Source organism: Haloferax sp. Q22 (assembly GCF_001482285.1).
Lineage (GTDB): Archaea > Halobacteriota > Halobacteria > Halobacteriales > Haloferacaceae > Haloferax.
Window position 1 is genome coordinate 56,867 of record NZ_LOEP01000030.1, and the last position, 25,665, is coordinate 82,531.

A 25,665-nucleotide genomic window follows, 5' to 3' on the forward strand; every position below is an offset into this window, starting at 1 on the left:
GGTAGGTTAGTTCGTGAGAATCCCGCGAGTGGAGTCGCGGGCGTTGGCGCGTCAGCGCCTTCGAAACTTGGTGAAGTTCCAATGTCTAGTAACAACTCCAGTCGAAAGGTAGTTTCGGTGGCTGAACAGGCGTTCGAACACGCGGACGAGACGGCAGTCGACGAAGACGGGTTTGAGGTCGTCGACGAGACACCGACGTTCCAGGCGACGGTGCAACAGGAGATTCAGGCAAAGGTGGATGCGAACCACCCAGATGGGATTGCAGACACGAGCAACGAGCGGATTGACGGCGTGACGTTGGCCCAAGAAGAGCGCATTCGAGCGCGGGAAGCCGAGCTCGAACAGATTAGTGCCCGTGCGGAACTGGGCTCGCAAGAGGGTCGTGAGGCGCGGTCGCGGGCGATTGCGGCTAAACGGAGCGCTGAGCGACGGCGGCAGTTCCAGAAGCGCGCGGCAAGTCTGAACCCGATGGCGGACCCCGACCGGGCGGATCCCCGGACGGAGCTGACCCAAGCACAGTTGGGCGCAGTGAACTCTCAGGCAACACGGTTGGCGGAGAAGCTGGATGGCTGGTCGCGAGCGGCGATCAGTCGGCGGCTGAGTGAAGCGATGGTGAGCGGGAAAGACATGCTGTCGGCAGCTGTGAGCGTGTTCGAGGAACTCGAGGGCGCACCGGGGACGATGGTTCCGATCGGGAAACTGGAGGGTGTGTCGCGACGTGAAGTGTGCATTGAAGGGACGCTGACGACGGTGTGGGAGTCTGAGTCGCCGGCGATTCAGCAAGTGGGGCTCCTCGAAGACGAAACTGGGCAGGTGAAGCTGACGAGTTGGAAGGCCTCGGACGTGCCGTGGATTCGTGAGGGCGAACGCGTGCGGATTCACGGGGCGGCGCGGAACTGGTACGATGGGCGCGTCTCGGTGGCGCTGACGGGGTGGACGACCGTGCATTTCCCCGAACGCGACGCCTGGTGGGACGCCTAACGGCGCGAGGCAGCCCTCTTTTTTGTTGGTGGCCGGGCCGACCCAGGCCCCACCGCCCCACCCTCCGCTCCGTGCTCGCTCCTACCGTCGCTGCGCGCGCAGCCACGACCGTACCCCTACTTTGCCACCTTGGCATCCACTTAGAATGGCGTATCTGGTCGATTTCAGTGGTACAGCACTTGTACGGGGGTGATAGATAGTACGTCAGCAGGGACCAAGTCGGTGTTAGCGCCAGATCCGCGAAACAGGGTTGGGAAAGCCGTCAGTTTGCTCAACTCCATGAAGCACACTTAAGAACGCGAATGTTAAGAAGAAATGTGGGTAACCGGGTGGTGCTTCGTCACCGCCCCCAAGTGCGTATACTGTTATCGCAATGCAACCCACAGCGATGATCCAGGACTTCCATTGATGTGCAAATGAAATCGCGATGGTAGTGTAGCGGATTTCATTCGCGTCTGTGTCTGAGGGGGTCGGTGAGTCCATGTCGTCTACACCACGCCTACCGTGGGTTCTTTGACGTATAATACCCACCGCAGCGTTACAATCTGCGAAATTCGGGATCGTACCTCTATCGCCTCTCCCAGTACGTTGAGTACAAGGCGGAGATGTTCGGCATCAAGGTTGCGCAGGTGAGTCCTGCGTACACGAGTCAGCGGTGTTCGTTGTGCGGGTTTACGCACGAGAACAATCGGCGGTCGAAACATCAGCTCGTGTGCCGGAAGTGTGAGTACGAACTGAACGCGGACTACAACGCGAGCAAGAAAATCGCTCGCAAACTGCTCAAACGACTCCACTCGGGGCAGACGTCTTCGGGTGGAGGCGCACCCTGTTAGTGTGCGCTACCGTCAGGAACGCTGAACCTGAATGGCATTTCCACGCCTCCGTCGAACCGACGGCGGAAGGGGAGTCCACTGACAAGCCCACGACTTCAGTCGTGGGTTACTGACGGAGCGACCGACGAGAGTGAATAGGCCGGAGAAGAAATCAATAGTACGATCTAACCAGCGTACCCAGAGAACGATTGCCATGAATCTATATCAAAACCATCACCAGATCTCCATTTCCAGTTAGCAGTCAGATGCTCTGCTTCTAATATTATCCTCAACTGGGCGATGTGCTGAGAGAGTTGGGAGGTTCCGTTTATCTGAGGGTAGTTGAAGCGAGAGTCTACGTCGTTCCGAAAAGAACTTTAGATTAGCATGCGACTGTTTGGCGAGACGCATGGTAAACAAAGAGTGGGACCCACAATCTATCTTTGATTTATTTGGGGACCGGTTGGCTCGACACATTCTCGTATTAACGAGTGAGCGTGCCTTCTCAGCTGACGAACTATCGAATATTTTGGAGGTGTCTCCACCAACAGTATACCGGCGGGTGAATGAATTAGTTGAGTATGATTTAATCACCGAGCGACAGGAAATCGATGAAGATGGACACCATTTCAAGACGTTCGAAACAACACTAAAGCGGGTCGTGTTTGAGATTGACGACGGTGGATATAATATCGATATTCAGATGCGACAAAGCCTTGTTGACCAGTTTGAGTCGTTTTGGTCGGAATTCGAACAGTCACAGCCATCGAGCGCACTTGACCTCGAACGAAAAGCAACTGACGGGTCCGTTGACGAGACAAACCATGGTTGAACCAGCTGAGTTTTGGACGTTCGCTATCGCAAATCTGGTGACTTTCGTCCTTGGCTCACTCCTAACTCTGCTGAGCTACTACGCTTACCGTCAAAACCGTCACAGACTGTCATTTCGAAATGCGACGCTCGGGTTTGGGCTTTTGACACTCGGTATGCTCGTTGAGCCGGTTTATCAACTCTGGCTCAAAGGTGATTATAATCTAACTGGTCGAGAGTTGTTAGCACTGCAAACGATTGAGGGTATCTTCCTCGGCCTTGGATTTTTAATGTTGTTTTATTCTATATATCGACACAATATCGGGCAAGGCGATACGCGACGGACTCGGGAAGAGTTCGAGTGGTCTAACGACCGAAGTCGGTGGTGACCTTCCGTTTTTCACTCTATAGACCAACAATGTTCAGGAACGCCCTCCCTGAGTAGGTCTAAGATCACTTTGAGACGACTGTTTGCGCCTTCGGGGCATTCCGCTTTACGCTTTGAATGCCACGCTTTGCACCTTGCTTTGACGCGTACCCCTCCCCTGAGTCGGCGATTATATTGCCATTTGGGACAGTGAGACGCCAGCGCCATTCTCCGGCCGTATCTTGATACAGTTCAAACCGTGAAGTGCGTGCCATGTCTATGTCTCTCTTGGCTCGCAGTTAGCTTGTGTGCACCAGTTACGGAAGTTGAAATTCAGTAGAAGAGCTATATGACTGAACAGCTACCGAATCAACTACAGAGACGATTGAATGATTGATACGATAGTCCTCGAATGAGCGTTCTGAGCGAAAGCTTTGTCAAAGGTTCTGCGATAATCGTGCCTCTTCTAATTCTCATTGGTCTTCTTTGGTGGGTCTATTCCGTATTGAACGCGTTATTCGCAATTGAATCGATCGAGTCACCCGCTTTACGGGGTCTCGTCACAGTAGGATTGCCACCCCTTGTCATCCTTTCCATCGGATCGATTATGCGAACACAGATTGGGAGGGTAGTAGATCAAACTATTCATAATTGGATTAATCGCCTTCCTGTTGTCCGTGTCATCTATAACGCGGTGAAAACAACACTTGACGTACTACTAAGCCACTCAAATCGATCTCCACGAGTCGTGAGAATTACTGCGTGGAACGGTTCTCGGATGCTGGCGTTTGATACTGGGAATCGAACTGCTGATGGCCGTGTCGTCGTGTTCATCCCTGGGTCGCCAGAGGTCACTTCCGGATTCGTTGCAGAAATCCCCCCAGAGTCCCTGCTCGAGTGCGATCAGACAGTACTAACTGCATTAGTTCGCCTCCTCAGCGGTGGCTTTGCTGAACCTGACTCTGTATAAGCCACGCTTCTCTTCGTGGAGCTACTCGATAAGCCGATATCACTTCATAAACCATGTATTCAGCGTTGTAGAGCTGATTTCACCGCTTCACCGCAATCGCCCCGAAAACGAACGTACAGGCCCCAAAACAGCTGATCTCTACGGGTGATGCGTTATCTTGTGGTTTTTGTTCGGGTATTGCATGGATACAGACATGACATCTATCACCAGTAGAGAAGACGATTGTGTACGTGATCAAGAGATGCTCACCAGTCGAACGAAACCATGATCGGACGTCTTCGCCACCCGCTCGTCGCTGTTGCCGCGGCACTCCTATTGACACTCCCATTCATCGCGTTGTTCGTCACGCACGGCTATCACCTTGACCCAGCGTCGACTTCAACAAACCCACATACGAACATTTCTCCTACTGTCGCCGTCCTTGCTGGTGGTCTCGCAATCCTCGGTGCGGCGTTCCTGCTTGCGTGGGGTGCCGAAACCGCCGAAAAAGACGTTCCCACTGCGTTCGCTATCGCAGTTCTCGCAGTTCTCGCCGTCGCACCCGAGTACGCTGTCGACGCACTGTACGCATGGAACGCTGGTGCATTCGAGGGGACCGCACGCGGAATGGAGGCAGCCAATCTCGCCATCGCGAATATGACTGGGGCGAACCGAATTCTCATCGGCCTCGGATGGTCTGGCATCGCCCTGTTCACGATCTACCGGGCGAAACGCACCGGCGACTCAGCAGTCATCCAACGCACTGGCTTCCTCACGGACGCCGTAGCGATCGACCGTGACATCTCTCTCGAGATCACATTTCTGCTCGCAGCCACAGCGTACGCCTTTTTCATTCCGCTGGGCAACGGGATCGGAATCGTCGATACGATCGTCTTGGTCGGACTCTTCGCTCTATACATCCTCATCATCATCCGCGGTGATATCGAGGAGACGGACGCACATATTGGGGTTCCTGCGTATTTCCAGGCCTACTCAAAGGGGCCCCGAGTCGCAGTGGTCCTCTTTTTGTTCGCGTTTTCTGGAGTGGTCATCTTCGAGGCTGTCCACCCATTCGCGTTGGGTCTCGAAGAACTCGGCACTGCCCTCGGCGTTCCACCGTTCTTCATGATTCAGTGGCTTGCACCGCTGGCGAGTGAGAGCCCCGAACTCATCGTCGTTGCCTATCTCGTAAACAAGGCACGCTCGACCGCCGGGTTTAACGCACTCATCTCGTCGAAACTCAATCAGTGGACACTGCTTATCGGAACCCTTGCGATCGTGTATTCTATCGCCGCCGGTCAGATTGGGACGCTTTCGTTCGATCAAAAGCAAGCTGCCGAGATCTGGATTACTGCTGCTCAGAGCCTCTTTGCGCTCGCTATTCTGCTGAATTTCGAGATCAGTATTCGTGAGGCAGTGACACTGCTTGTCCTGTTTGTCTCACAGGTCGTTGCTGAGTTCTATGTCATCCAAACGTATGCCGAGCCTGCCGCTGCAGACATTGGTCTTCTTATTTTGTACGGCTACACTGGTGTCTATACCTTCTTTGGGATCGGGTTGTTTCTCATGCGTACGGGTAGTGTTCGTGAACTCATTGCGTACACTGTCTCTGATATTCGCACAGCCATCAGCCGTGATGCTACGCAACCAGACAGGGCTGATTGAACAGGAAATGTCGATAATGTGAGTATTATCTCAAGGACATGGTACACGTGAATTCGGGTGTGTCTTTACATCCTCCCCGGCGTTCACGGAGGGGATTCCCACGGCACCGCACCGCACCGCTGGGTTGTAGAGCAAAATTGAGTATAGGACGCGAATCAGTCATTAATTCAGCACCCAATATGGGGGAATAAATCGCCACGTACAGGGAACTCACCTATCGCTCAGTACAGAAGGTTAGTCATTCAGTACCCCGTCCTTTCCGACCTCTGCATCATTGATGATAGGTAGCACCCTCCGGCGACAGATAACAAAAATCCGCCGAGAACAGTGAGATACCAGCCGAGTTCCGGAACGAATATGGAGTTAAATCCAGCGAGCGACGAGTCGGATCGATAAGACGCACAGTATCTCAGCGTCCGGGAGGAGGACCGGGTTGATTTTCAACACGGGAGGTACGCTCCGACTGAAATAGTTGTCACACCTCCCATCGACGAGAACCCAGTCGTGGAGCGATTGAGCGGCCATAGTTCTTCAAAAACGGAGATGGCTAAACGCTTTGTGTATGCTCACCCCCGGCTTTAATCGTGAGCATTCGCCTACTGCCTTGAGCAGTTAGAACGGAAGTCCATACTGGAATGTCGCGCTCTTCAGGGCGTGGTAGCTGACTCGAGTTGTACTTTGACTGATGCTGGAAGCACAATGTTTGGCGTGTCAGAATTCGTAGCAGGCGATTTCGACCGAACCACAGTTCGGACACTTCTCTTGCTCTGGGAAGACACACGTCCCACAGTCTCGACACTCGTACAGGGTACTCTCATCGCTTCTTCTTGTTCGCCGAAGCAGCTCAAGTAATCCCATCCGTGCTAGTGCTGGCACCCCAAAACACATTAACGTTTCTTAGAACACTACCCACTATATAAATGGCTCAATCGCTTGGTGTAGTCGCTTGTGGATTTGTTCCGCATTTTCGCAATGTCACTGGCCAGTGAACGCGGTCAATGTCTCTTCAGTAACCCCGGATCGGGAATGAATAGTCACGAAATCGCTCTCCTTGATTAGGGTTTGGCCAGTTGGCGTAATGGTTCCTTCATCACGATTGATTCGTACGACCAGCACATCCGAAGGAATGAGTCCTACTTCGTTCGCTTCTTGAAGCGTTTTCCCAGCGATCGGTGCATCTTCTCTAACAAGAATTTCCACGACATCTGCATCCCCAGCCAGTCCCGCAACGCCTGTGACGGGGGACGCTAGTTTTTCATCTCGAGGACCGAATGGGGCATATGGGCGGAAATATTCTCGGTGGACTAGGTCTTCGTCGTCAATTTCAATACCGAGGGACGTAATCCCCTGTGCGATTCGGGTGAGATCATCGGTATCTGTCCCAACGACTGTAATCCGGAGATCACCTTTGCCGGACATGATCTCTCGAACATTAATTACGCCCGGCAAGTCGAGGACTCGCTGGGCCATCTCTTCGCGATCCCGGGAACCCGTACTGCAGACGTAATGGTTTGTGAGTCGTCCGCTGACTTTTTGGTAATCAATATCAGCATGATAGCCTCTGATTACACCTGCCTCTTCGAGTCGGCGGATCCGGTTCCGCACGGTCGGTGCCGAGACGTCAACTTTCTCTGCGATATCGGGTGCGGACGTGTGACGGGCTTCCTGTGACAAATAATAGAGGATCCGTTCGTCAATCGTATCGATTTGAAGAGCCATATTTATACTCCGAAGTAGGCACCGGTATAACTTTTAAATTACTCTTGGTATTCGTTTGGATTCGATAGGTAATCTAGTAATCAAACGAGAACTGAATAACTGAAATTGCCCTTAGCAAGGGGTAGAGACCACATATTAAGTGATAAACGATAAGAAGGATATCCTAGATTATTTTTGGGAATCGTTTAGAAATTCGGTGAATATTTATCTCTACGGAATGTGAGAGCAAATATGACCTCGTTGTGTACTCGCGTTTCTTTGATGAGACACGAAACGCAAGTGGGGAACTTAGGAATAGATTCACTCTGTAACCCAGACGAGTTCCATATCGCTGTAAGTGGGTGTTGAGAGTATGGGTGACGCAGATAATCGCGGAGTACCCCCTAATAACCTCTCTGAAGCACTTGTTCAGCAACTCAATTCGCTGGGGCTCCCTGAACTAAAATCCGTACTTTCGTACGTGGAGCACCGTATCGAAGCGCTTCGAACCCCGATCGAAGAGGAGATTGAGGCGACGGCTGCTGGAGAGGTCCTCAAAATAGAGAACCACGGTGCATACGCGCTCGTGCGAAAACACCCTCCCAAATCGGACGGTTCCGGTGTGAGTACGGATCGTGTATCACTCTATCACGTCCGCCGAGAGCATCGGATGGACGGGACAGACTCCTTGCATTGGGCATATCTTGGAGACGTTCATAATGCCGAGCAGCTTCGGTGTGGATCCTGTGGAGGAATCCTCGACAAGGAAGCAGCTGTCTGCCCTCATTGTGGTACTGAGAATCAGAACAATGCCGAGACGGAAGAATAATCATGTCAAAACCAATTACAAAACATCTCGTTGTCCCGGTTGCAAACGAAGAGGACGCACGTGAAACGGCAAGAGTACTCGATAGCTATGAATATGGACAGGTAACTGTCGTTCACGTCATCGAGAAGGGAGGGGGAGTACCAGACAAGTTACCCCTCGAACAAGCAGAACTGCGGGCTTCGGATGTATTTGGGGCGTTTCGTGGATTCATTCCGGAGGCCGACACGGAAACTGCATACAGCAGAGATGTCGTTGCTGCGATTATCGACGTCGCAGCCGATGTGGATGCGAGTGCTATCGCATTTCACCCGCGGGGAGGGAGCCGTCTCGTTCAGTTCTTATCGGGTGATACAGCGCTCAAGCTAATCACGGATGCAGACCGTCCGGTCATTTCGCTCCCAGAACAGACTGAAAATAAATGAATGTTTCCTTGGTGCAAAAATGTGCAATACGGAATAACACACACGGCGGGGGAGGTTTCCTATGAGTGAGGCTGAACAGGAGCTCGCCCGCGACCTCGGCTTCCTCGAGGCGTACACCATCGGGTTGGGGACGATGATCGGTGCCGGGATTTTCGTCCTCCCGAGTATCGCTGCTGAGCAGGCAGGCCCTGCAAGTATGCTCTCGTTTTTCGCTGGGGGTCTGGTTTCGTTGTTGGCAGCTCTTTCTCTCTCGGAACTCGCAACCGGGATGCCAAAAGCTGGTGGTAGTTACTACTACGTCAATCGCGCGCTGGGACCGTTCTTTGGGAGTATCGTCGGCTGGGGGATGTGGGCCGGACTGACGTTTGCGTCGGCCTTCTACATGATTGGCTTCGGTCAGTATCTGCTTCCGGGGCTTGGACAGTATATTGGGTTCCTCGCCGGATGGGGAGACGTTGGCATCTCTATTGCGGCACTCGTGATGGCAGCCTTGTTGACTGCAGTCAACTACTATGGGGTCAAAGAAACCGGTGCGCTCCAGAACGTCATCGTCCTCACACTTGTTGGACTTATCATCGTGTTCCTCGGGTTAGGTATCCTTAGTGGTCCAACTCTTGGTGAATTTAATCCAAACGGTTGGCCGGCCGTTGCAGCGACGATTGGGACAGTTTACGTCTCGTTCATCGGTTTTGAGGTCATTGCAACCAGTGCCGAGGAGATCAAGAATCCGAGTCGAAATCTCCCGCTCGCAATGATAGCGGCTGTAGTGACCCCGACGCTGATGTACGTTGGGGTAATGTTCGTCTCCACGGGGACACTCTCGATCGAGGCCCTTGCTGGCTCACAGATTCCGGTTGCTGACGTGGCAACCGAATTCATGGGTTCAATCGGTGCGCTAGTGATGATTGTCGGTGCTGTCCTTGCGACTGTCTCGAGTGCGAATGCAAGTATTCTCTCGGCCGCCCGAGTTAACTTCGCGATGGGCCGAGACCGAATTCTCGTCAACTGGCTCAACGAGGTCCATAACCGGTTTAGAACGCCGTACCGAGCGATTACAGTCACGGGAATTATCACACTCGTGTTGATCGCGATCGGTGTCGGAATTGGGACCCTCGCAGAGGTGGCCAGCTTCATGTATCTCGTGACGTACGCTCTCGTTCACGTTGCTGTCGTCGTATTACGTCGCGCGGACCCCGAGGCGTACGAGCCATCTTTCAAAATCCCAAGCGTCCTATACCCTATCGTACCCGTCTTGGGATTCGCCGCTTGCCTCGTGATTCTCATCCAGATGAGTTTCATTGTTCAGGCGATTGGCGGCGTGATCGTCGTCTTCGGGATGCTCTGGTACCTCTTTTACGCACGGGACCGAGCACTCAGCGAAAGTCTTGTTGGGGAAGCAATTGCTCCCGAACCGACTGCGATGGTGAACGGTGAGGGACGATATCGTGTCGTTGTCCCGGTTGCGAATCCAAAGACCGAGCGTGACCTGCTGCGAATGGCTGCGGCGAGCGCACATGCTCATGAAAGTGAACACGCTGAGGTAATCGCGGTAAACGTCATCGAAGTCCCACGCCAAACCTCACTTTCTCAGGACCTCACCTTCGAGGAAGAACGAGTCGACCGCCAACGAGAACTACTGGACTCTGCTCGGGACATCGCCGCTGACCTCGATATCGGACTCAGGACTCGTGCGATTGTCGGCCGTAATGCTGGGTCTGTCATACTTGACGTCATCGAAGAGGAAAATGCTGATCACGTCCTGCTTGGTTGGCAAGGTACCCGAAGCAGGCGTGAGCACGTCCTTGGGTCGACGATTGACCCCGTTATTGGACGCGCACCATGTGACGCGACGCTCGTGAAACTCGGTCCGGAAGATGGTCGCGGTGAGGGAGATGTCATGGTACTTGCTGGTGAGGGCCCCCACGCACCGGTTGCTGCCCAACGTGCTGCTGAATTCGTTGCTGCGGCTGATGAGGCATCCCTGACGCTACTCAACGTGCAGTCCCCAGAGTGCGATAGTGACGAAGAACTCTCACCAACCGAACGTGGTGAAGCAGTAATCTCCGAGTTAGCTGAACGCGCCGGAATCGAATACATGTCCTACGATGCGAAGGTGTCTGTGGCCGAGAATACTGAGCAAGCCATCATCGAAGCTGCTCAAGATTACGATACGGTTTGTGTCGGTGCGACGCGGGCGGGGACGATTTCACAGGCAGTATTCGGATCACTCCCAGAGAAAATCGGCGCAGAACTAGCTCAAACAGTCGTGATGGCACGCGGAGAAGAAGAATCGCCTATGTCAATTCGTGAAGCCCTGATGCGGAGACTGGAGGTCTAACCAATATGTACATTATCATAATCGGCGCTGGCGATATCGGAACACCACTTATCGACATTGCAACGCAGTCAGGCAACGAGGTTGTTGTCATTGAACGTGACGAGGGACGTGCGAATCAAGCTGCTAACCAGTTTGATTGTTTGGTACTGCACGCCGACGCCACGACGAAAGATACGTTGATAGACGCCGGTGCTGAACGGGCTGATGCACTCATTTCGACGACAGATCAGGACGCAACGAATGTAATGACGTGTCTTCTCGCAAAAGAGTTCAAAATCCCAGCGATACTGTCAGTCGTCCACAATCCGGAGCATATGGGGTTATTCGAACAGATTGGCGTGAACACAATGGAGAACCCCCAACAGTTGATCGCCGACTACCTCTATCGAGCTGTCGCACGTCCAGCAATCGTTGACTACATGCGCATCGGTGAGGAAGCTGAAGTCTTCGAGATAACAGTCACAGACGGGGCACCAGTCGCAGGAAAAACACTCCAAGAAGCCGCCCAAGCTGGGCTCCTGACCGATGAAATGCTCGTTGTCGCGATCGAGCGTGACGAGAACGAACACCCCATCACGCCTCGTGGGAATACAGTCATCAAAGTGGGAGACCTGTTGACCGTCTATTCTGGAGTTGGCGCTGACCCTGAAATCACTGATATTTTCGGCCACTATGAAGACCATGCTGATTTCTAACACACCGTCCGTCTTGCTAAGGAGAGATAGATAAGCTATGAACAGGTCCGTTGCAACAGTCGGACGAGACCTCGGGCGTATCTTGGAAGCACTCGGTGGGCTGATGTGCGTCTCGCTTGTCGTTCCGGTCGTCTGGAGAGAGTATTATGCACTTCCCGCACTCCTCATCTCGGCAGCGGTTCCATTGGTGGCCGGTCATATCTTGTATCAAACATTCAGAGAAGCTGATGCTCCCAGTCGGCTCCACGGAATGATTGTTGCTGCATTGGGTTGGGCTTCGGTAGGTGTCTTCGGCTCGCTCCCATTTCTCCTGATTGCGTGGAGTGTTCAGCTCGGTATCCCAGGCTTTGGCCCCACTCAAACAGCGACGCTTGCAGCGTTTACTGATCCACTTAATGCTATTTTCGAGAGCATGAGTGGATTCACCGGGACTGGTCTCACCATGACAGACAATGAAGAGGTACTGCCACGCACACTTCAGTGGTGGCGAACCTTCACCGAATGGGTCGGCGGTGTCGGTGTTATCGTTTTGACGACGGCGGTTCTTTCGCGCCCTGGCAGCGGGTCGCTGACACTATATGAAAGCGAGGCTCGTTCCGAGAAGATTCACCCGAGCATCGTTTCGACCGTCCGGACCATCTGGTGGATTTTCATCTTATTCACGTTTGTCTCCATCCTCGCACTGTGGTTGGCTGGAATGCCGATTTGGGGTGCGATCAATCACGCGATGACCGGCCTCGCGACTGGTGGCTTCTCAATTACGGACAACTCGATCGCGACCTACGACAGCGTCGCGATCGATTTCGTATTGATTCCGATTATGTTGCTGGGAAGCATCGCGTTTCCGGTCCATTACCTTATCCTTCAGGGGGACCTTCGGAATTTCTACACTGACCTCCAGACCCGGTGGGTGTTCGGCTACATGGGTCTCGGATCTGCCCTCCTGTGGGGCTTCCTGTACTTCGGAGGGCCGTATCAGACGCCATTTGCCGCCCTACGATACGGTCTGTTTCAGTTCGTCTCGGCGGCTACCTGTACCGGGTTTCAGACCGCTGTAGATTCGACCAACGTCGCCCTCGGGCGGTGGCCGTCGTACGCCCAACTCACAGTCACGTTTGGGATGTTCGTCGGGGGTGCAGCAGGATCTACCGCAGGAGGTATCAAGCTCATTCGCGGATTGACGCTCTCGAAAGGAATCCGGTATTACATCGCAGATGTCTTTTATCCCGAAACTGCGGTCCGGCGACTGAACATCAATGGACGTCGACTGAATGAAAAAGAGGCCAGTCGGGAATTCATGGAGGCGGCTATTATTGTCGTTCTCTGGATTACGTTCCTTGTTGTCGGTACCTTCGTCTTGCTACTCACGCTTTCGCCTGCAGAGTACTCGCTCGCTAATGTCGTGTTTGAGGTTGCTAGTGCACAGGGGAACGTAGGGCTCTCATCGGGAATTACGGGACCTGAGTCGCTTCCCACAATTGGAAAAGTCACATTCCTCTTCAATATGTGGATCGGCCGACTCGAAATCATTCCAGTGCTTGTGATGCTCCGAACGATCTTCAAACGTGGAGGCCTATACTCATGAAATTGAGAGACTTACCGGTCGTCTCCTATGTGTTTGAGGCTGGGGCAGATAACCGAGTCTTTGACTCGCTACTTCTGCTTGGGCCACTTGTTATCGGGTTGGTCGTCATCCTCGGTCGGTCATTCGTAACTGAGAGCATTGCCGTCGCGTATATTGCCGTGTTCGTGGCGTATGTTTTGTATCAGGGGTCCCGGGGGTGACGACCCTACAAAACAACAAATGGACAGTGAAATCCCCCCGCGTTCGACGCGTGCTCGTATTGTTGGAGTCCTTGAGTGGTGGCTACGGTGGTCGGCTATCTGGGGCTCCCGTGGAGTGCTCGTCAGCACTACTCTCTTTATTGGTATGTCGGGATTGGTTGGGGTCTTACAGTAGTCGAGAGCACATGGGCCCCACCAAATTTTCTCTCGGTGACGAGAGATCCAGGGTTCTACCTGACAGGTACTCTCGTATCCTTGTTCGTCGTGCAAGCGACGGTGTCGCTCATTTTATATCATTTTCTCACCGGTCTCGAAGATGACCGGTCGCAATTCGTCGTCTTAATGAGCTACGTCGGGCTCGGATCTGGAGCGACTGCATTACGGTTTCTTCTCCCGCCCAGCCTTGCGTTTCTGCTGAACTCGTTCTGATCCGACAATCATGTTTTGCAGCCCGTCTACTATTTCAATAATGAACAAGCCTACGCAGCAAACTGAGCCAACCCATCGATGGATACGGCCCATCATGCTGGCAGGACTGGTCTGTATTCTGATTGGGGTAGTCATCCTTTCTTTCGCACAGAATCACACGGTACTGACCGATGTGGGAAATCTCATCGGATATCTGGGGTTAGCTCTGTTTTTGCTCACATTTCTGGTTCGTATCTCCATTGAGTGATCTCCAATCCAGGTCAGTATCACTTTGAATGGAGATACTCCGCTTGCGATCGGCTCGTTGCCAGAGTCCCCTTTTATTTAACCCTCCCATCAGTAACGTCGACTTGGTGTTTGAATCGTGACTGCTGGGTCTGGGATCATTCCACTTGTAGTAATCATCCTTGGGCTCGGTGTCGTTGCTCAGATGTTAGCCGATCGGCTCTCGATACCGAGTGTTCTCTTCTTGATCCTCGCAGGCATTGCTGTTGGGCCTGAGGGTCTGAACCTAGTGGGTCTTGACTCGTTCGGTGGCCCAGAACCGCTCTCCGGTATCGTCGGCATATCAGTCGCGATTATCGTCTTCGAAGGAGCATTTCATCTCAAAATTGACAAACTCCAGCAAGCCCCACGTGAAGCGTTCCGACTAGTCACTATAGGCGCGCTTTTCACGTTTGTCGCTACGGCTACTGTCGTTCGATTCGCCTTAGGTGTACCATGGTCGCTCTCGTTTCTTGTCGGCGCACTCCTTATTGCAACCGGACCAACAGTAATCACACCGATCTTAAACGTAATCTCAGTTCGCGACCAAGTCGGAGCAGCTCTCGAAACGGAAGGAATTGTGAACGACGTGACGGCCGCGATTCTCGCCGTTGTCATCTTTGACCTTGCTGTATTGGGTGACACGGGACTTACGGCCCTCTTCGAGTCGTTCGTGGCTCGACTCGGAGTTGGCGTTCTAGTAGGGGGAGTCACAGCCGCAGTCATCTGGTATCTCCTCAAACATCTCGATTTGACGCCCTCGAATGCCGTACAGAATGCGCGGCTGGTCGTCCTCATCGGTGCAATTGCAACGTATGGTCTCGCAGAAGCAATCGCACCGGAAGCTGGAATCGCGGCTGTCGCCGCTGCAGGCCTCATCCTTGGGAATTCAGACCTTCCGCACGAAGACGAAATTGAGGCATTCAAAGGAGATATCACACTGATTGTCCTCTCTTTCGTGTTTATCTCACTCGCGACGTTGTTATCCTTCAGCGAACTCGTTTCGCTCGGGCTGGGTGGGATACTCGTCGTCGTGGTTGTGACCCTCGTGATTCGCCCTATTGCCGTGTTGTTCTGTACCTATGGAGAGCGATTCACGTTTCGCGAGCAGTTGTTCATGAGCGCTGTTGGCCCCCGTGGAATCATTCCAGCCAGCGTTGCGACACTATTTGCACTCGAACTTCGCTCGACGAGTCCAGAGCAGGCCACTGTTCTCGTCGGGTCGGTATTTTTAGTTATACTCATGACAGTCGTTTTCGAGGGTGGTTTTGCTCGCCACATCGCACAAGCACTCAACGTACTTCCCATGCGTGTAATCATTGTTGGCGGAGGGCGCGTCGGTCGCGGCCTCGCCGAACGACTGGAGGATCGAGGTGAAAACGTCGTCATCGTCGATAAGGAAGAAGATGCCGTGGAAACAGCACGCAATGCAGGATTCAGTGCTCATCAGGGTGATGGGACTGACACTAGCGTACTCCAGGCAGCAGGAATCGAGAATGCCAAGATTGTGGCCGCGGCCACAGCGAACGATGACGCGAATCTCCTCATTGCACAGCTTACGAACACGAACTACGATGTCGAAACGGTGATCGCTCGAGTAAACACACCGGGCAACGTGGAAGCGTTTGAGGAACTGGGAGTCCGAGCGATTTCGGCGAACGACGCGATCGCTCACGAGATGGACAACGCCATCGAACGGCCAGCACTGTCGGAGTGGATGACAGAACTCGGCCGCTCCGGTGACGTACAGGAAATTGAGGTCACATCAGATCGATTAGTAGGGAAGTCCATCAAGGAGCTCGATGAATACCTTCCAGATGGAGTGCTAATTGCGCTCGTCAGCCGGAGCGGTAATTCTCAAATCCCCACTCCCGAGTTAACGCTCCAACGTGGGGACCATCTTACATTCGTTGGCCGTCGCGACGCAGTTCATGCTGCAATCGAGCGGTGTCATCCTAATCCGTGACTAAAGCCGACGTGACGGCAGGGCTGTAACCGACTTGCCCTGATCAAGTCTACCGACTGGTTACGAGCGGCGATTTTTAAGCCAACAGCTCTGTTGAATCCTTCAGCGTTGACATTGAGGTGAGGCGGTCTTTCCACAGATTTCTACGGATTTGGGAACTCGGTCTTCAGTAAATCGCCAGACTGCGAGAGGGTTCAACAAAGTCTGAACAATGATTTGGATCCGTGATTGCTGTATTAGCGCTGGCTCTACTCACGGACTCGTCTCGTCGTAGCAGTCAGGTTGTGATCTCGCTGGTATACTGCTGTTCCCAGTCGTCGCGGGCTTCGATTTCTCGACGACCGCGAGCGGTGATCGCGTAGACGTTCGTTCGGCGGTCCTTTTCGCCCTTGTCGAGCAGTCCCTTCTCGACGAGCGTATCGAGATTAGGATAAAGCCGGCCGTGGTGGATCTCGGTTTCGTAGTAGTCCTCGAGTTGGTCTTTGATTGCGAGTCCGTGTGGCTCATCCAAACCGACGGTGACGTACAGCAGGTCGCGTTGGAACCCGGTCAAGTCGTACATTTTGCTGTCCGCAGCTAGTTTAAGAATACATATACGTTTGTTGGCCATCGGCCGGGTTTCAGAGTGGCCTCGCTGGACGAACGTTTATATCCGAACGTACAGCCACGACGCGGTATGCCGCCCTCCCGTGACCCGGCCGCGGAATTTCGACTGAACGAAGACGCTCGTTGGTGAGGTGCAAGTAGCATTCGGCCACGTCCTGCTGCGATTGAAAACGGGCTTGAGACGAACTTTCCCCACACGAGAGTCAAGCACCGCGTGAGACGGCGTTGAATACCATCCAAAGAAAGGGTACGGACGAAGTCCTATCGCTAAAAAAGCCCAAAGCGGTGCTGAGTGTACGGAATCTGTCTGTTGGGGGACGTTCCAAACGCTAACCTTTAACATTGTTGGGGTTGTACCACAACATAGGAAAACGATGCCTGCAAGGGTTGTGTACCGGGACGAAAACGAGAAGCCAGATGGAAGTCGGTATGAGATGGTCGCGTGGCAGGTCCCCTCAAGCGAAGACTTCCCGCAGGGACTGAAATACAGCTTTCAGTACATGGACGCTGACGGCGACACACTCCTGCGGTATGATAACTCGCCGTACCACTTGGATGTTGGTCGACACCACCGACATACACCCGAGGCCGACATCACGAAGTTGGAGTTCACAGGGCTGTCCGACCTAGTCAACGATTTCCAAACCGAGGTGAACGAGATCTATGAGCAACGAACCAACTGATACTGAACCGACGCACGACGAATTCACTCCCGACCCGGACGAGGTCGAGTACCCTTCGACTCTCCGTATCACATCGCTCCCAGCAGAACAGGCGCAGGCGGCGGCTCTTGAGCGGGCCGAACGGTGGGAGCAGGGTGAAGAGGTACCGCATGTCGTCAACTTCGAGGATCGGACGCGGCTCCGCCAACTGCTAACCGACCGGCGGATGGAACTCCTCGAAGAGGTGATGGAACGCCCGCCCGAGAGTATCCGCGCACTGGCTAGTCGCTTAGAGCGCGACGTCCACGATGTGCACGACGATCTACACCTACTAGCTGAGTACGATATCGTCCACTTCGAGAAGGATGGTCGCGCAAAGAAGCCGTACGTCCCCTACGATACGGTCCGGATTGAGGTTGAGTTCGGTCTGCCGCGTGATGAGGGGTCTTCGTCGCCCGCATCAGCGTAGCCGGAGATTCGCGGTTACGATTTTCTTGAACCTGTTGAAACCTTCTTGGTGCTCCCGGTGGTACAACGCTGCTGGGACGCAGATTACTGAGGACTCTTGGCGTGAACAGTTACTCTCGGACTCAGAGACGTGGGTTGTCCCGGCGATTGCGCTTCGACGAACGTCTGTCGACGCCTCGCCATCACAGCCGACATCTACCACACCAACACGGCAACTGCTCCGCTGTCAGTCGTGTGGCGAGCAGACACCGCATCGGTTCGATTCACGCGACGGCAGTCCGCCCGCAGCGTGGGCTGGAGAGTCGGTCTGGGGGTGTTCCGTATGTCGAACACCGCAGTACGGACCTCGCCCAGACGCTTGACGTTGACATCATCGACCGTGTGGTCATCGCGAGAAATATTGAGCGATACCAGCGGGACCCACGTATGCAAAACAAGCGGCAGTCTGATCAATGGCTGTACAACGACTGAGCAACTCAGAAGAAGTATTACCACTACTTCGGCCGACGGCCATCTCAGGGGGTACTCATCAAAATCCTCGACTACTTACCGCACGTTGTCGACATCGCGCTCAGTTCTGACCCAGGTACTATGCCTTAGAACTGATGATCGTTGGTGTCGTCTTCATCGTACTGTTCAACAAACTGAGTAGATTCAGACCTCGCGCGCAGCGTGGTAATTTGGGAAACACCTGCCAGCACGACGCGCTGTGTGTGCAGCTACCAAGAAAGTTATTTAGTACATGTACGAAAATATATATTCGAAATGTATGTAAGTAGACATACTCATCTTCTACTGACTGTTGGTACCTTGCTCTTCACAGTCTATTGGGCGTACAAGGGCTCTACTCTCGTCGCAGCCGGATGGGCATTCATTACAATTTTGCATATTTTTGATTTAATCAGAGATAGATAGACTGACAGACATGGCAACTAACTGAATGAGCAGTAATTCTTCTAAGTTTATTGGCAGAACAGCTCCACAGTTAGCATTCGATGTCGGCGACCTGCGCCAACTGCGGTCGTTCATCGATTGGATGGGAGTCCCAGAAATGGAATTGGAGACAGTAGTTCTCATCAAGGTTATCGACACCTAAGATGTCGACTCTCTCAGCGAAGTCCTTGACAACTCCGTGTACTGCGACCGGGGTGACATCTTTGTCTGGGGCTATCGTTACTGGCTCGTCAGCGCCCGCGTTGACACGATGCGATTTCCAGTCTAGCATGCCAGATTCGGTTTCGAGCGCGAGGTGGAACGTCTGCGCTCCGTCATCCGTATTCCGGAGTTCGACGTTCACCTCTTGAAGGGATCCGTCGGACGTGAACGGGGCGATACAGCCGGAGAACCCGAACAACGTGGCGGTCGCACCGAGGAGGACATTGCGGCGTTGCACGCGTCCGACTATATCCGATATTAGTAAGTATATTATCATTTTTGAGCGGGTCGACTCTTTCAGGCGAGATATCATGCCAGGGTCCGACTTGAACCCTGAGTTCAGCACGGCTCCAACGACTGCTAGCTCAACAGATCGAGTCCACCATCTCCCCCAGAGCAACAGTACACGTGAACACTGGTGTATGGTAATGGGTTGTGTTTGTGTGCGCCGGCGATGGGCGCCGGCGCAGGGGGTCGGACAGACTTCGACTCTTGAGCCGGCGAGGTGACGACGAATGCACCAAGTAATCTACGCACTCGTGACTGCATCGACAACAGACGAAGCCCTCTCGCGAGCCGCCGACGTGTTCGATCAACTGGTGGGCGCTGTCCCCCACGCTGAGGCGGTGTTCGACTATTATGTGACGTTCGATGACGATTCAACGACAGTCGCCGGCAGCGCCCGGTGGGGTGACCTCCCGGTTGCAGCACTCGTTGGCTCGGAGGACGGCCAAGAACTGCTTGAGCGCGGCTGGCAGGCGACCACTCGTGAGTTCGAGCGAAACCTCGAACGCGTTCGAGAGGGTGTTGACGACCTTGACGCCGCAGCGATCATGCGCGATGAGGACCTCGTCAGGCATGCGTGCCACAATCTCGGTGCGTACCGCGGGCCGGCGGTGTACCTCTACGACGAGTTCGCTGACGGGATTCGGCATCGCGAGCGGCTTGAGCAACTCGTCGGGTCCAACGACCACCTATGGATCGTTCCCGCTGATGTCCATTACTAACGACGCTGTGCCCAATGACGCCCCTGAGAGTGACGCTTTCTGATCGTGGTATCGCTGTTCGAATTGTCGCCGACGACGCGGCTGACAGCTATCGCGTCAAGTACACGTCGCTGTCCAGCGGTGTGGTGACTGACGAATGGACTGTATTCGGTGGGGCGTCGGCTACGGCGCGACGGGGAGTGAGAGTACATTTCGTCTGTCTCACCGCATGCGACGTCTCACTCAGATTCAACCTCTTTGCGGGCGTCGATGATTATCTGTGGGTCGAGGTCAAGCTCATACTCATAGCGGCGGCCACCTCTCTCACCATCATTCTGTTCAGACCGCTGCAAGAAGCCAAGCATATGAAGGTCAGAGAGGTGATCTTGAATACTCTTTAGCGTCGTAAGAGGTTCTGAACCCCACTCTTTCGTGACTTGCTCGTAGTACGTTTTAATCTCCTTCGAGCGGGCGGGAGTCTTTTTCTTCTGTTCGAGATGTGCAATTGTTTCAAGAATATACTGTGCATGGTCCGTCTGATCACGGACTCGGTTACTCAACCGCCCACGTTGAACGAGTTCTTTCGCGCTCTCTATGTGGTTGTCTTCTACTTTCTCGTCTTCATTTTTTTCGGCGACCTTTGCACCGACTCGGAGAAGGTCAATCGCCTGTCGCGCATTTCCCATATCCTTTGCAGAGATTGCAGACGCCATGGCGATAGCAGATCGATCACACGCGCCGTCAACGAACGCTCGGTCAGCGCGGTCACGGAGAATCGTTTGCAGTTCGTCCGCATTGTATGGGCTGAACGAGATCTCGTTTTCCATCAGCGTGTCTTTGACCTTCGACGAAAGTGACTGTCTAAACGTGTAGTTGTTGCTAATCCCGATAACACCAACCTGAGAGTTCGTGATATGCCCGTTGGATGAGGCCCGTGGGAGCTCATAGAGGAGTGTGTTCACATCGTCGAGGTGATCAATCTCATCGAACACCAAGAAGTGCGTCCCACCGACTCGGTCGAGTTGCCGGTAGAGTTCTTCGAACGCGTCGCTAGTCCCGAGACCACGCTTTGGAAACTCACTCGCGTTTTCTGGGAGCAAACTATTCACAAGCTGCCTAACGACTACGAACAACGTCTTGCCGTTGCAATTTAACTCGTGAATGTAGAGGTCGTCTGCTTGTTCTCGCTCCTCTGCTTCCGCTTTGAGAGCGTTCATCATGTACGTCGTAACAGCCGTTTTTCCGAGGCCGGCTTTCCCGTAGAGCATGATGTTCTCGGGAGCCCTCCCGAATAGGACATCCTGCAAGGCGTATCGGTATTCTTCGATCTCTTCGTCTCGTTCGAGAATTTCTTCTGGTTGATAATCTTCGGTGAGGACACTCTTATCGGAGAAAATGGTGTCCTCAAGGTCACTAAATGGGCCCGACATAACATATTGTGTGAGTGTTTACGTAATAAAACCTTGTTTCGTTTGTCTCGTCTGTCTTCTCATAGAGTGTCGGAGCGGGCTAAAATCGGAGTACTACTCCTCAGTCACTAGAGGAAGACAGACGAAATGTACTCTCTCTATCGTCCTCTTGTACCTTCCAGCGTAGTGTGGCAGACAGACGAAACGTACTCTCACTCTCCCACTTCCACGATTGTATTCACGAGCTCGCAACCCCTCTGATGTGTCTCATTCAGCACTATTGAGCGTTCAGCAGGTCTACACTACGGCGTTGTTTTTGTGCCGCCCGAAGGGGCGGAGGCGCAGTAACAGATGTTGATTCCAACGCTGGCAGCTGAGTTGTCTCGTTTTCCCCACCACTCGCCCACGATACTCCCTAAGGTGGTGAGTATCTGATGAGTCTTGAGCGCGTGTCCCGTCACGACGAGGCGCTGTTCGAGTTTCTGTGGTGTCCGGTGTGTGGCACCGAGGCGTTCACGCACATTCCCTTTGAGGGAGTGTTCTGTACGGAGTGCAATACCAGCGTGATGTGCCGTGAGTCGCCTGAGTCGCGTGGCTACGATGAGGCCGTCATCATCACGTTCGACGCGACGACGACGTGGAACCTGCACGTTGACGAGAAACTTCGTCGACCGCTTCCCGACGACGAAGCATGCGTTAAGATTCTCGGTGCGCCGGGTGACTACCACGTCGATTGGTGGGTACCAACCACGACCGAAGACTGGACGCCAGTCGAGCGCAACGAGTTCGCTGACGACTCCGAACCGGAGGCGGTGTCGCACCTCGCATAGCGTCGATCGAGAGACCCGTCGGTACTAGCGCGACATCGAGATTTTTTGCGCCTGTGATGGGTGCGGGCTGAAGACACAGTCCGTGTGACGTGATTTCCATGAGTCACCAACAAACAGAGTTAGATGTCTCGATCGACCAGATTCCGGTCGACCTCGAACTCGTGCATCGTTCGGAGTTCACCCGAGCCGACGTTCCCGATGAAATTGAGTCGATAACGTGGGCTCTCTTGAGCGAGCAACCACCGACGAACCCACTAGTCGTTCTCAAAGCGGCTCGCTGGTGGTACATCCACGGCACAGGTGAGACCGATCCCGCGTACTGCTGGGCGATTGAGTGGGTTCGCCACCTCACGACCGGCGAGGCGACTGCGAGCGGCCTGTTCGGCGAGTGTCGAGAGTATCTTCGCAGCCTCGAGCGCGAGGACACCGACCAGTAAGTCGTCCCGCCTGTTTTTGTGCGCCCCAGAGGGGTGCGGCGCGTCCTGAAGTGACGCGTCAGAACTGAAACCAATGGCAACAACGAGTTCCCCGTCGGTGTCGTTCGACGAGACCGACACGCGACACGATGAGATGCATCGCACGATCGAACAGTGGCTTGCTGATCTCGCTGCCGATGTCGACGACGCTCGGGCGAGCGAGCAGTTCCAGGAGTGGCTGGACGTCCAGAGTCGGTTCCACGACTACTCCCACCGCAACACACTCCTCATCACCCTCCAATGCCCTGAGGCGACGAAGGTCGCGGGCTACCGGACGTGGCAAGAAGAGTTTGACCGGTACGTCGAGGAAGGTGAGTCGGCGATCTGGATTTGGGCGCCGATCATCACAACCCAATGCCCCGAGTGTGGGAACGCACCAAGCTATCACGAAAACAGCGAGTGTGAGTACGACGAGACGCCACCCGAAGAGTGGTCGGAGGGCCTCGTGGGCTTCAAGCCCGCTCCAGTCTTCGACATTTCGCAGACCGAGGGCGAGCCACTCCCAAAGTTGGATACGGCGGCGACCGGTGAGGCTGACACGCTCGTCGACGATCTTACCAACATCGCGTCAGACCTCGGCGTGACCGTCCGCATTGTCGATCCCGATGAGTGGCGACATGGGGAGGCAAAGGGCGTCTGCCAGTCGCGGAGTGTCCAAGACCTCACCCCACTCGTTGAAGTGAAGGACCGGTCGAACCGCGCGGATCTCGCGTCGACGATTATCCATGAGTACGCCCACGCGATTCTGCACTTCGACATCACCGACGCAACCGAGCGGGCGAAACGCGAGGTCGAAGCAGAGGCCGTCGCGTACGTCGTTGGTCGATACCTTGGCTTGGATACGAGTGGGTCAGCGTTCTACTTCGCGGCGTGGCAGGGCGACGAGACGGACGTGCTGCAAGAGCGACTGGGTCGGATTAGCGGGACGGCCGAAGAGATTCTCTCGACACTCGACGCGGTCTAACCCCATCTGCCGTCCGGAGCAGTTTTTCTATGCGCTCGAAGGGGCGCGCGCATTGCGCGCTGGCTACCATGATTCCTGTACTACCAGAGTTCGACCCACCTACGCGCGTCCTCAAGCGGGCGCAGTACGAAGCGTTCGCGTTCGAACTCCTTGATGGCGATGTCCGTGTTCGCAACGAGAGCTATGCCGACCCGACCGCACACGAGTACCGCGTTCGAATTCGGAATGGCGTGCCCGATTCGTGTTCGTGTCCCGCCGATGCGAGCGGTAACGGCCCGTGTAAGCACCGGGTTGCAGTCGCGATCCGCCCACGAATACTCGAACTTGCGGTCCAGATGCGTGTCGTCGCAGATGGTGGTTCGACATCACGCGACGATGACGACACAACATACCTGCCCTGCGAGTGTGAACAGCTGTCTGAAGCTCTTCCCTGTTGGAACTGCATCGACGCTGGGCGGCGCAACCTATCTGAATAATCGTGTGGGATTTCGTACGTCACCAATCACCCATCAGTCGTCAGACTGCTGGGACGCAGCGTACGCACCAGCAAACTGCTCGCGCATCTCTCGGCGGAGCAGTTCACTCATGACTTCGTAGACGACCGGCTGTGGATACTTGTTGAGGAGGCGTTGGACGTCGGCTGCACATTCGCTTTTTTCAGTCGCAAAGTTCGCGGTCCATGGTGAGCTACTCATACAAGACAATTATTTGTTGGTCAGGTTAACTGTTCGCCTGGTGAGAAATTTCTACTAACACAGTCCACGGACCGTGGCCTGCAGAGACCTACTGATACGACTGTCGAGTGCACGAAACTCGGTGGGCACGAGGCCCACGAGGGAGTTATCAAGGGGTGGATGCAGATGGCTTGGTACGCGATTCCGCACCCGTTGCAGAACAGGTCGCGTCTTGGGTGACACGACGAGCCTGCAACAGCAATCTACCTGTGAGCATGTTTGGTGTTGTGATTCAGTCATTAATCGCCCCTCCAGCCGAAGCCAGCCTGTTCGAGACGGCGACGATGTTTTTGAGCCCCTGACGGGTGCGGGGCGCAGCGAATTGCGTCGCGCGGTGTTCGAGATGGCGACACGAGATGTCTACGAGCGACAGTTCGACGAATCGTGCGGGAAATCCTGTGGGAACGCCTCCTGTCCAGAGTGTGCTGGGCAGGTCATTACAGACGCTGGTGAGCGACGGTGCGACTCCTGTGGGCTCATCATCGACGGCCACGGCATCGACCGCGGCCCGGAGTGGCGGTCGTTCGAGCGCGAGGAGCGCAAGCGGGTGGGTGCACTACGAACGCCGACCCGACACGACCACGGCCTCGCGACCGAGATCGGCCGACATGTCGACGCGAACGGGACAGCGATCCCGGGCGAAAGACGACAGCAACTCTCCCGACTCCGCACCCAACACAGTCGGAGTCGGTACCAGTCGAGTCGTGAACGTCGGCTCGCGCATGGCTTGGACGAAGTCCGGCGACTCATCGGTGCGCTTGACCTCCCGGACAGCCTGCGTGACCAAGCCTGTCGATGCTTTCGGTCCGCTCAACAGGCGGATCTGTTGCCCGGCCGGTCGATTGAAGCAGTCGCGGCTGCGAGCGTCCACGCCGTCTGTCGATGTGCAGGACTCTCGCGAACGCTCGCTGAACTTGTCCCGCTCGCACGGGTGGCTGAATCACGTGTCCGGTCAGCGTACAACGCGCTCAATACAGAACTTGGGCTGCCTGCGAAGCCAGTTGCACCGGTTGAGTTCGTTCCACGGGTGGCGGATGCGCTTGATGTGACGGACCAGATTCGGCGACGAGCACGGTCGTTAGCCGAGGCATCGAGTAGTGAGTGGGCTCATCGGGGCGCGAATCCGCATACAGTCGCTGCAGCGTGTGTGTATACTGCTGCGGCTGAACGAGACTGGCCGCTCACGCAGGCGCGTGTTGCGGCCGTGAGCGATGCCTCAGTTAAAACGATTCGAACGCACCACCAGACGTTGTGTGGGGAGGATTGGGAACGTCAACGCTGAGAGCAAAGATCACGCGTATCTGAGCGAAGATCGAGTCGCTTGGACTCCTCGGCTGAGTATCCGAGTTTTCTCCGGAAACGATG

At 54.5% G+C, this 25,665-nt stretch carries 26 protein-coding genes and 1 pseudogene; 20 read left to right on the forward strand and 7 right to left on the reverse strand.

The genetic code is table 11. The features are described 5' to 3' along the window. Positions 1-81: 81 nt before the first annotated feature. The 3 genes and pseudogenes from AM590_RS13290 (at position 82) to AM590_RS19990 (ending at position 2,625) form a co-directional block, all read left to right on the forward strand. Positions 82-981, forward strand: a complete 900-nt coding sequence (locus tag AM590_RS13290) for an SOSS complex subunit B family protein (protein ID WP_058827894.1) — start codon at positions 82-84, stop codon at positions 979-981. A 572-nt stretch (positions 982-1,553) separates the two neighbouring features. Beyond that, positions 1,554-1,927 (forward strand): annotated as a pseudogene (locus tag AM590_RS19985) (zinc ribbon domain-containing protein); the annotation flags it as partial. Between the two features lie 275 nt (positions 1,928-2,202). After that, positions 2,203-2,625 (forward strand): winged helix-turn-helix domain-containing protein, encoded by a 423-nt coding sequence (locus AM590_RS19990; RefSeq protein ID WP_082677728.1) that lies wholly within the window; start codon positions 2,203-2,205, stop codon positions 2,623-2,625. A gap of 431 nt (positions 2,626-3,056) precedes the next feature. Here the strand turns inward: AM590_RS19990 and AM590_RS20000 are convergent, their stop codons facing one another. After that, positions 3,057-3,245: an HVO_2922 family protein gene (locus AM590_RS20000; RefSeq protein ID WP_082677729.1), complete on the reverse strand. Its 189-nt coding sequence runs from the start codon at positions 3,243-3,245 to the stop codon at positions 3,057-3,059. 137 nt (positions 3,246-3,382) lie between these two features. Here AM590_RS20000 and AM590_RS21440 point away from each other — a divergent pair, with 137 nt between their 5' ends. Continuing rightward, positions 3,383-3,940, forward strand: a complete 558-nt coding sequence (locus AM590_RS21440) for a DUF502 domain-containing protein (RefSeq protein WP_082677730.1) — start codon at positions 3,383-3,385, stop codon at positions 3,938-3,940. Positions 3,941-4,204: 264 nt separating this feature from the next. Next, the gene (locus tag AM590_RS13300) at positions 4,205-5,584 is read left to right on the forward strand and encodes a sodium:calcium antiporter (RefSeq protein WP_058827896.1); all 1,380 of its coding nucleotides are present in this window, start codon (positions 4,205-4,207) and stop codon (positions 5,582-5,584) included. Positions 5,585-6,295: 711 nt separating this feature from the next. On the opposite strand, the gene AM590_RS20010 is transcribed toward AM590_RS13300, so the two are convergent. Beyond that, positions 6,296-6,472 carry a zinc ribbon domain-containing protein gene (locus AM590_RS20010; protein WP_338041843.1) on the reverse strand — a complete coding sequence of 59 codons (177 nt, stop codon included), beginning with the start codon at positions 6,470-6,472 and terminating at the stop codon, positions 6,296-6,298. 87 nt (positions 6,473-6,559) lie between these two features. Continuing rightward, positions 6,560-7,303: an Lrp/AsnC family transcriptional regulator gene (locus tag AM590_RS13305; protein ID WP_042662358.1), complete on the reverse strand. Its 744-nt coding sequence runs from the start codon at positions 7,301-7,303 to the stop codon at positions 6,560-6,562. A gap of 352 nt (positions 7,304-7,655) precedes the next feature. Here AM590_RS13305 and AM590_RS20015 point away from each other — a divergent pair, with 352 nt between their 5' ends. The 7 genes from AM590_RS20015 (at position 7,656) to AM590_RS13335 (ending at position 16,010) form a co-directional block, all read left to right on the forward strand. Continuing rightward, the gene (locus AM590_RS20015) at positions 7,656-8,111 is read left to right on the forward strand and encodes a zinc ribbon domain-containing protein (protein ID WP_253805945.1); all 456 of its coding nucleotides are present in this window, start codon (positions 7,656-7,658) and stop codon (positions 8,109-8,111) included. Between the two features lie 2 nt (positions 8,112-8,113). Further along, positions 8,114-8,533 (forward strand): universal stress protein, encoded by a 420-nt coding sequence (locus AM590_RS20020; RefSeq protein WP_082677731.1) that lies wholly within the window; start codon positions 8,114-8,116, stop codon positions 8,531-8,533. 61 nt (positions 8,534-8,594) lie between these two features. After that, the gene (locus tag AM590_RS13310) at positions 8,595-10,871 is read left to right on the forward strand and encodes an amino acid permease (RefSeq protein ID WP_058827897.1); all 2,277 of its coding nucleotides are present in this window, start codon (positions 8,595-8,597) and stop codon (positions 10,869-10,871) included. A gap of 5 nt (positions 10,872-10,876) precedes the next feature. Continuing rightward, the gene (locus tag AM590_RS13315) at positions 10,877-11,566 is read left to right on the forward strand and encodes a TrkA family potassium uptake protein (RefSeq protein ID WP_007273878.1); all 690 of its coding nucleotides are present in this window, start codon (positions 10,877-10,879) and stop codon (positions 11,564-11,566) included. Between the two features lie 37 nt (positions 11,567-11,603). Beyond that, on the forward strand, positions 11,604-13,151 hold the full coding sequence (locus AM590_RS13320; protein ID WP_058827898.1) for a TrkH family potassium uptake protein: 1,548 nt from the start codon (positions 11,604-11,606) through the stop codon (positions 13,149-13,151). Further along, positions 13,148-13,351 carry a hypothetical protein gene (locus AM590_RS21390; RefSeq protein WP_058827899.1) on the forward strand — a complete coding sequence of 68 codons (204 nt, stop codon included), beginning with the start codon at positions 13,148-13,150 and terminating at the stop codon, positions 13,349-13,351. The genes AM590_RS13320 and AM590_RS21390 overlap by 4 nt, the downstream gene beginning before the upstream one ends. 859 nt (positions 13,352-14,210) lie before the next feature. Continuing rightward, a complete protein-coding gene (locus AM590_RS13335) occupies positions 14,211-16,010 on the forward strand; it encodes a cation:proton antiporter (protein WP_253805947.1) in 1,800 nt (599 codons plus the stop codon). A 277-nt stretch (positions 16,011-16,287) separates the two neighbouring features. Here AM590_RS13335 and AM590_RS13340 read toward each other — a convergent pair whose 3' ends face one another. Continuing rightward, positions 16,288-16,572: a PadR family transcriptional regulator gene (locus tag AM590_RS13340; protein WP_058827902.1), complete on the reverse strand. Its 285-nt coding sequence runs from the start codon at positions 16,570-16,572 to the stop codon at positions 16,288-16,290. 418 nt (positions 16,573-16,990) lie between these two features. Between AM590_RS13340 and AM590_RS13345 the strand changes: the two genes are divergently transcribed. Then, positions 16,991-17,299, forward strand: coding sequence for a DUF6516 family protein (locus AM590_RS13345; RefSeq protein ID WP_058827903.1), 309 nt, complete (start codon positions 16,991-16,993; stop codon positions 17,297-17,299). Further along, a complete protein-coding gene (locus tag AM590_RS13350) occupies positions 17,280-17,747 on the forward strand; it encodes a transcriptional regulator (RefSeq protein WP_004062178.1) in 468 nt (155 codons plus the stop codon). The genes AM590_RS13345 and AM590_RS13350 overlap by 20 nt, the downstream gene beginning before the upstream one ends. A gap of 984 nt (positions 17,748-18,731) precedes the next feature. Here the strand turns inward: AM590_RS13350 and AM590_RS13355 are convergent. Next, entirely contained in the window at positions 18,732-19,139 is a 408-nt protein-coding gene (locus AM590_RS13355; RefSeq protein WP_253245071.1) for a hypothetical protein, read from the reverse strand. 277 nt (positions 19,140-19,416) lie between these two features. Between AM590_RS13355 and AM590_RS13360 the strand changes: the two genes are divergently transcribed. Then, the gene (locus tag AM590_RS13360; RefSeq protein ID WP_058827905.1) at positions 19,417-19,908 is read left to right on the forward strand and encodes a hypothetical protein; all 492 of its coding nucleotides are present in this window, start codon (positions 19,417-19,419) and stop codon (positions 19,906-19,908) included. 218 nt (positions 19,909-20,126) lie between these two features. Here AM590_RS13360 and AM590_RS13365 read toward each other — a convergent pair whose 3' ends face one another. Then, on the reverse strand, positions 20,127-21,317 hold the full coding sequence (locus AM590_RS13365; protein WP_058827906.1) for an orc1/cdc6 family replication initiation protein: 1,191 nt from the start codon (positions 21,315-21,317) through the stop codon (positions 20,127-20,129). A gap of 413 nt (positions 21,318-21,730) precedes the next feature. Between AM590_RS13365 and AM590_RS13370 the strand changes: the two genes are divergently transcribed. The 4 genes from AM590_RS13370 to AM590_RS20030 all read left to right on the forward strand — a co-directional run bounded on the left by AM590_RS13370 (position 21,731) and on the right by AM590_RS20030 (position 24,042). Next, positions 21,731-22,126: a hypothetical protein gene (locus tag AM590_RS13370; protein ID WP_058827907.1), complete on the forward strand. Its 396-nt coding sequence runs from the start codon at positions 21,731-21,733 to the stop codon at positions 22,124-22,126. A gap of 98 nt (positions 22,127-22,224) precedes the next feature. Continuing rightward, positions 22,225-22,563, forward strand: a complete 339-nt coding sequence (locus AM590_RS13375; protein ID WP_058827908.1) for a hypothetical protein — start codon at positions 22,225-22,227, stop codon at positions 22,561-22,563. 73 nt (positions 22,564-22,636) lie between these two features. Beyond that, the gene (locus tag AM590_RS13380; protein ID WP_058827909.1) at positions 22,637-23,566 is read left to right on the forward strand and encodes an ImmA/IrrE family metallo-endopeptidase; all 930 of its coding nucleotides are present in this window, start codon (positions 22,637-22,639) and stop codon (positions 23,564-23,566) included. Between the two features lie 68 nt (positions 23,567-23,634). Beyond that, the gene (locus AM590_RS20030) at positions 23,635-24,042 is read left to right on the forward strand and encodes an SWIM zinc finger family protein (RefSeq protein ID WP_082677741.1); all 408 of its coding nucleotides are present in this window, start codon (positions 23,635-23,637) and stop codon (positions 24,040-24,042) included. 33 nt (positions 24,043-24,075) lie between these two features. On the opposite strand, the gene AM590_RS13385 is transcribed toward AM590_RS20030, so the two are convergent. After that, entirely contained in the window at positions 24,076-24,261 is a 186-nt protein-coding gene (locus tag AM590_RS13385) for a hypothetical protein (RefSeq protein WP_049969016.1), read from the reverse strand. Positions 24,262-24,643: 382 nt separating this feature from the next. On the opposite strand from AM590_RS13385, the gene AM590_RS20035 reads away from it, so the two are divergent. Beyond that, positions 24,644-25,582: a transcription initiation factor IIB family protein gene (locus AM590_RS20035; protein WP_082677742.1), complete on the forward strand. Its 939-nt coding sequence runs from the start codon at positions 24,644-24,646 to the stop codon at positions 25,580-25,582. Positions 25,583-25,665 lie beyond the last annotated feature (83 nt).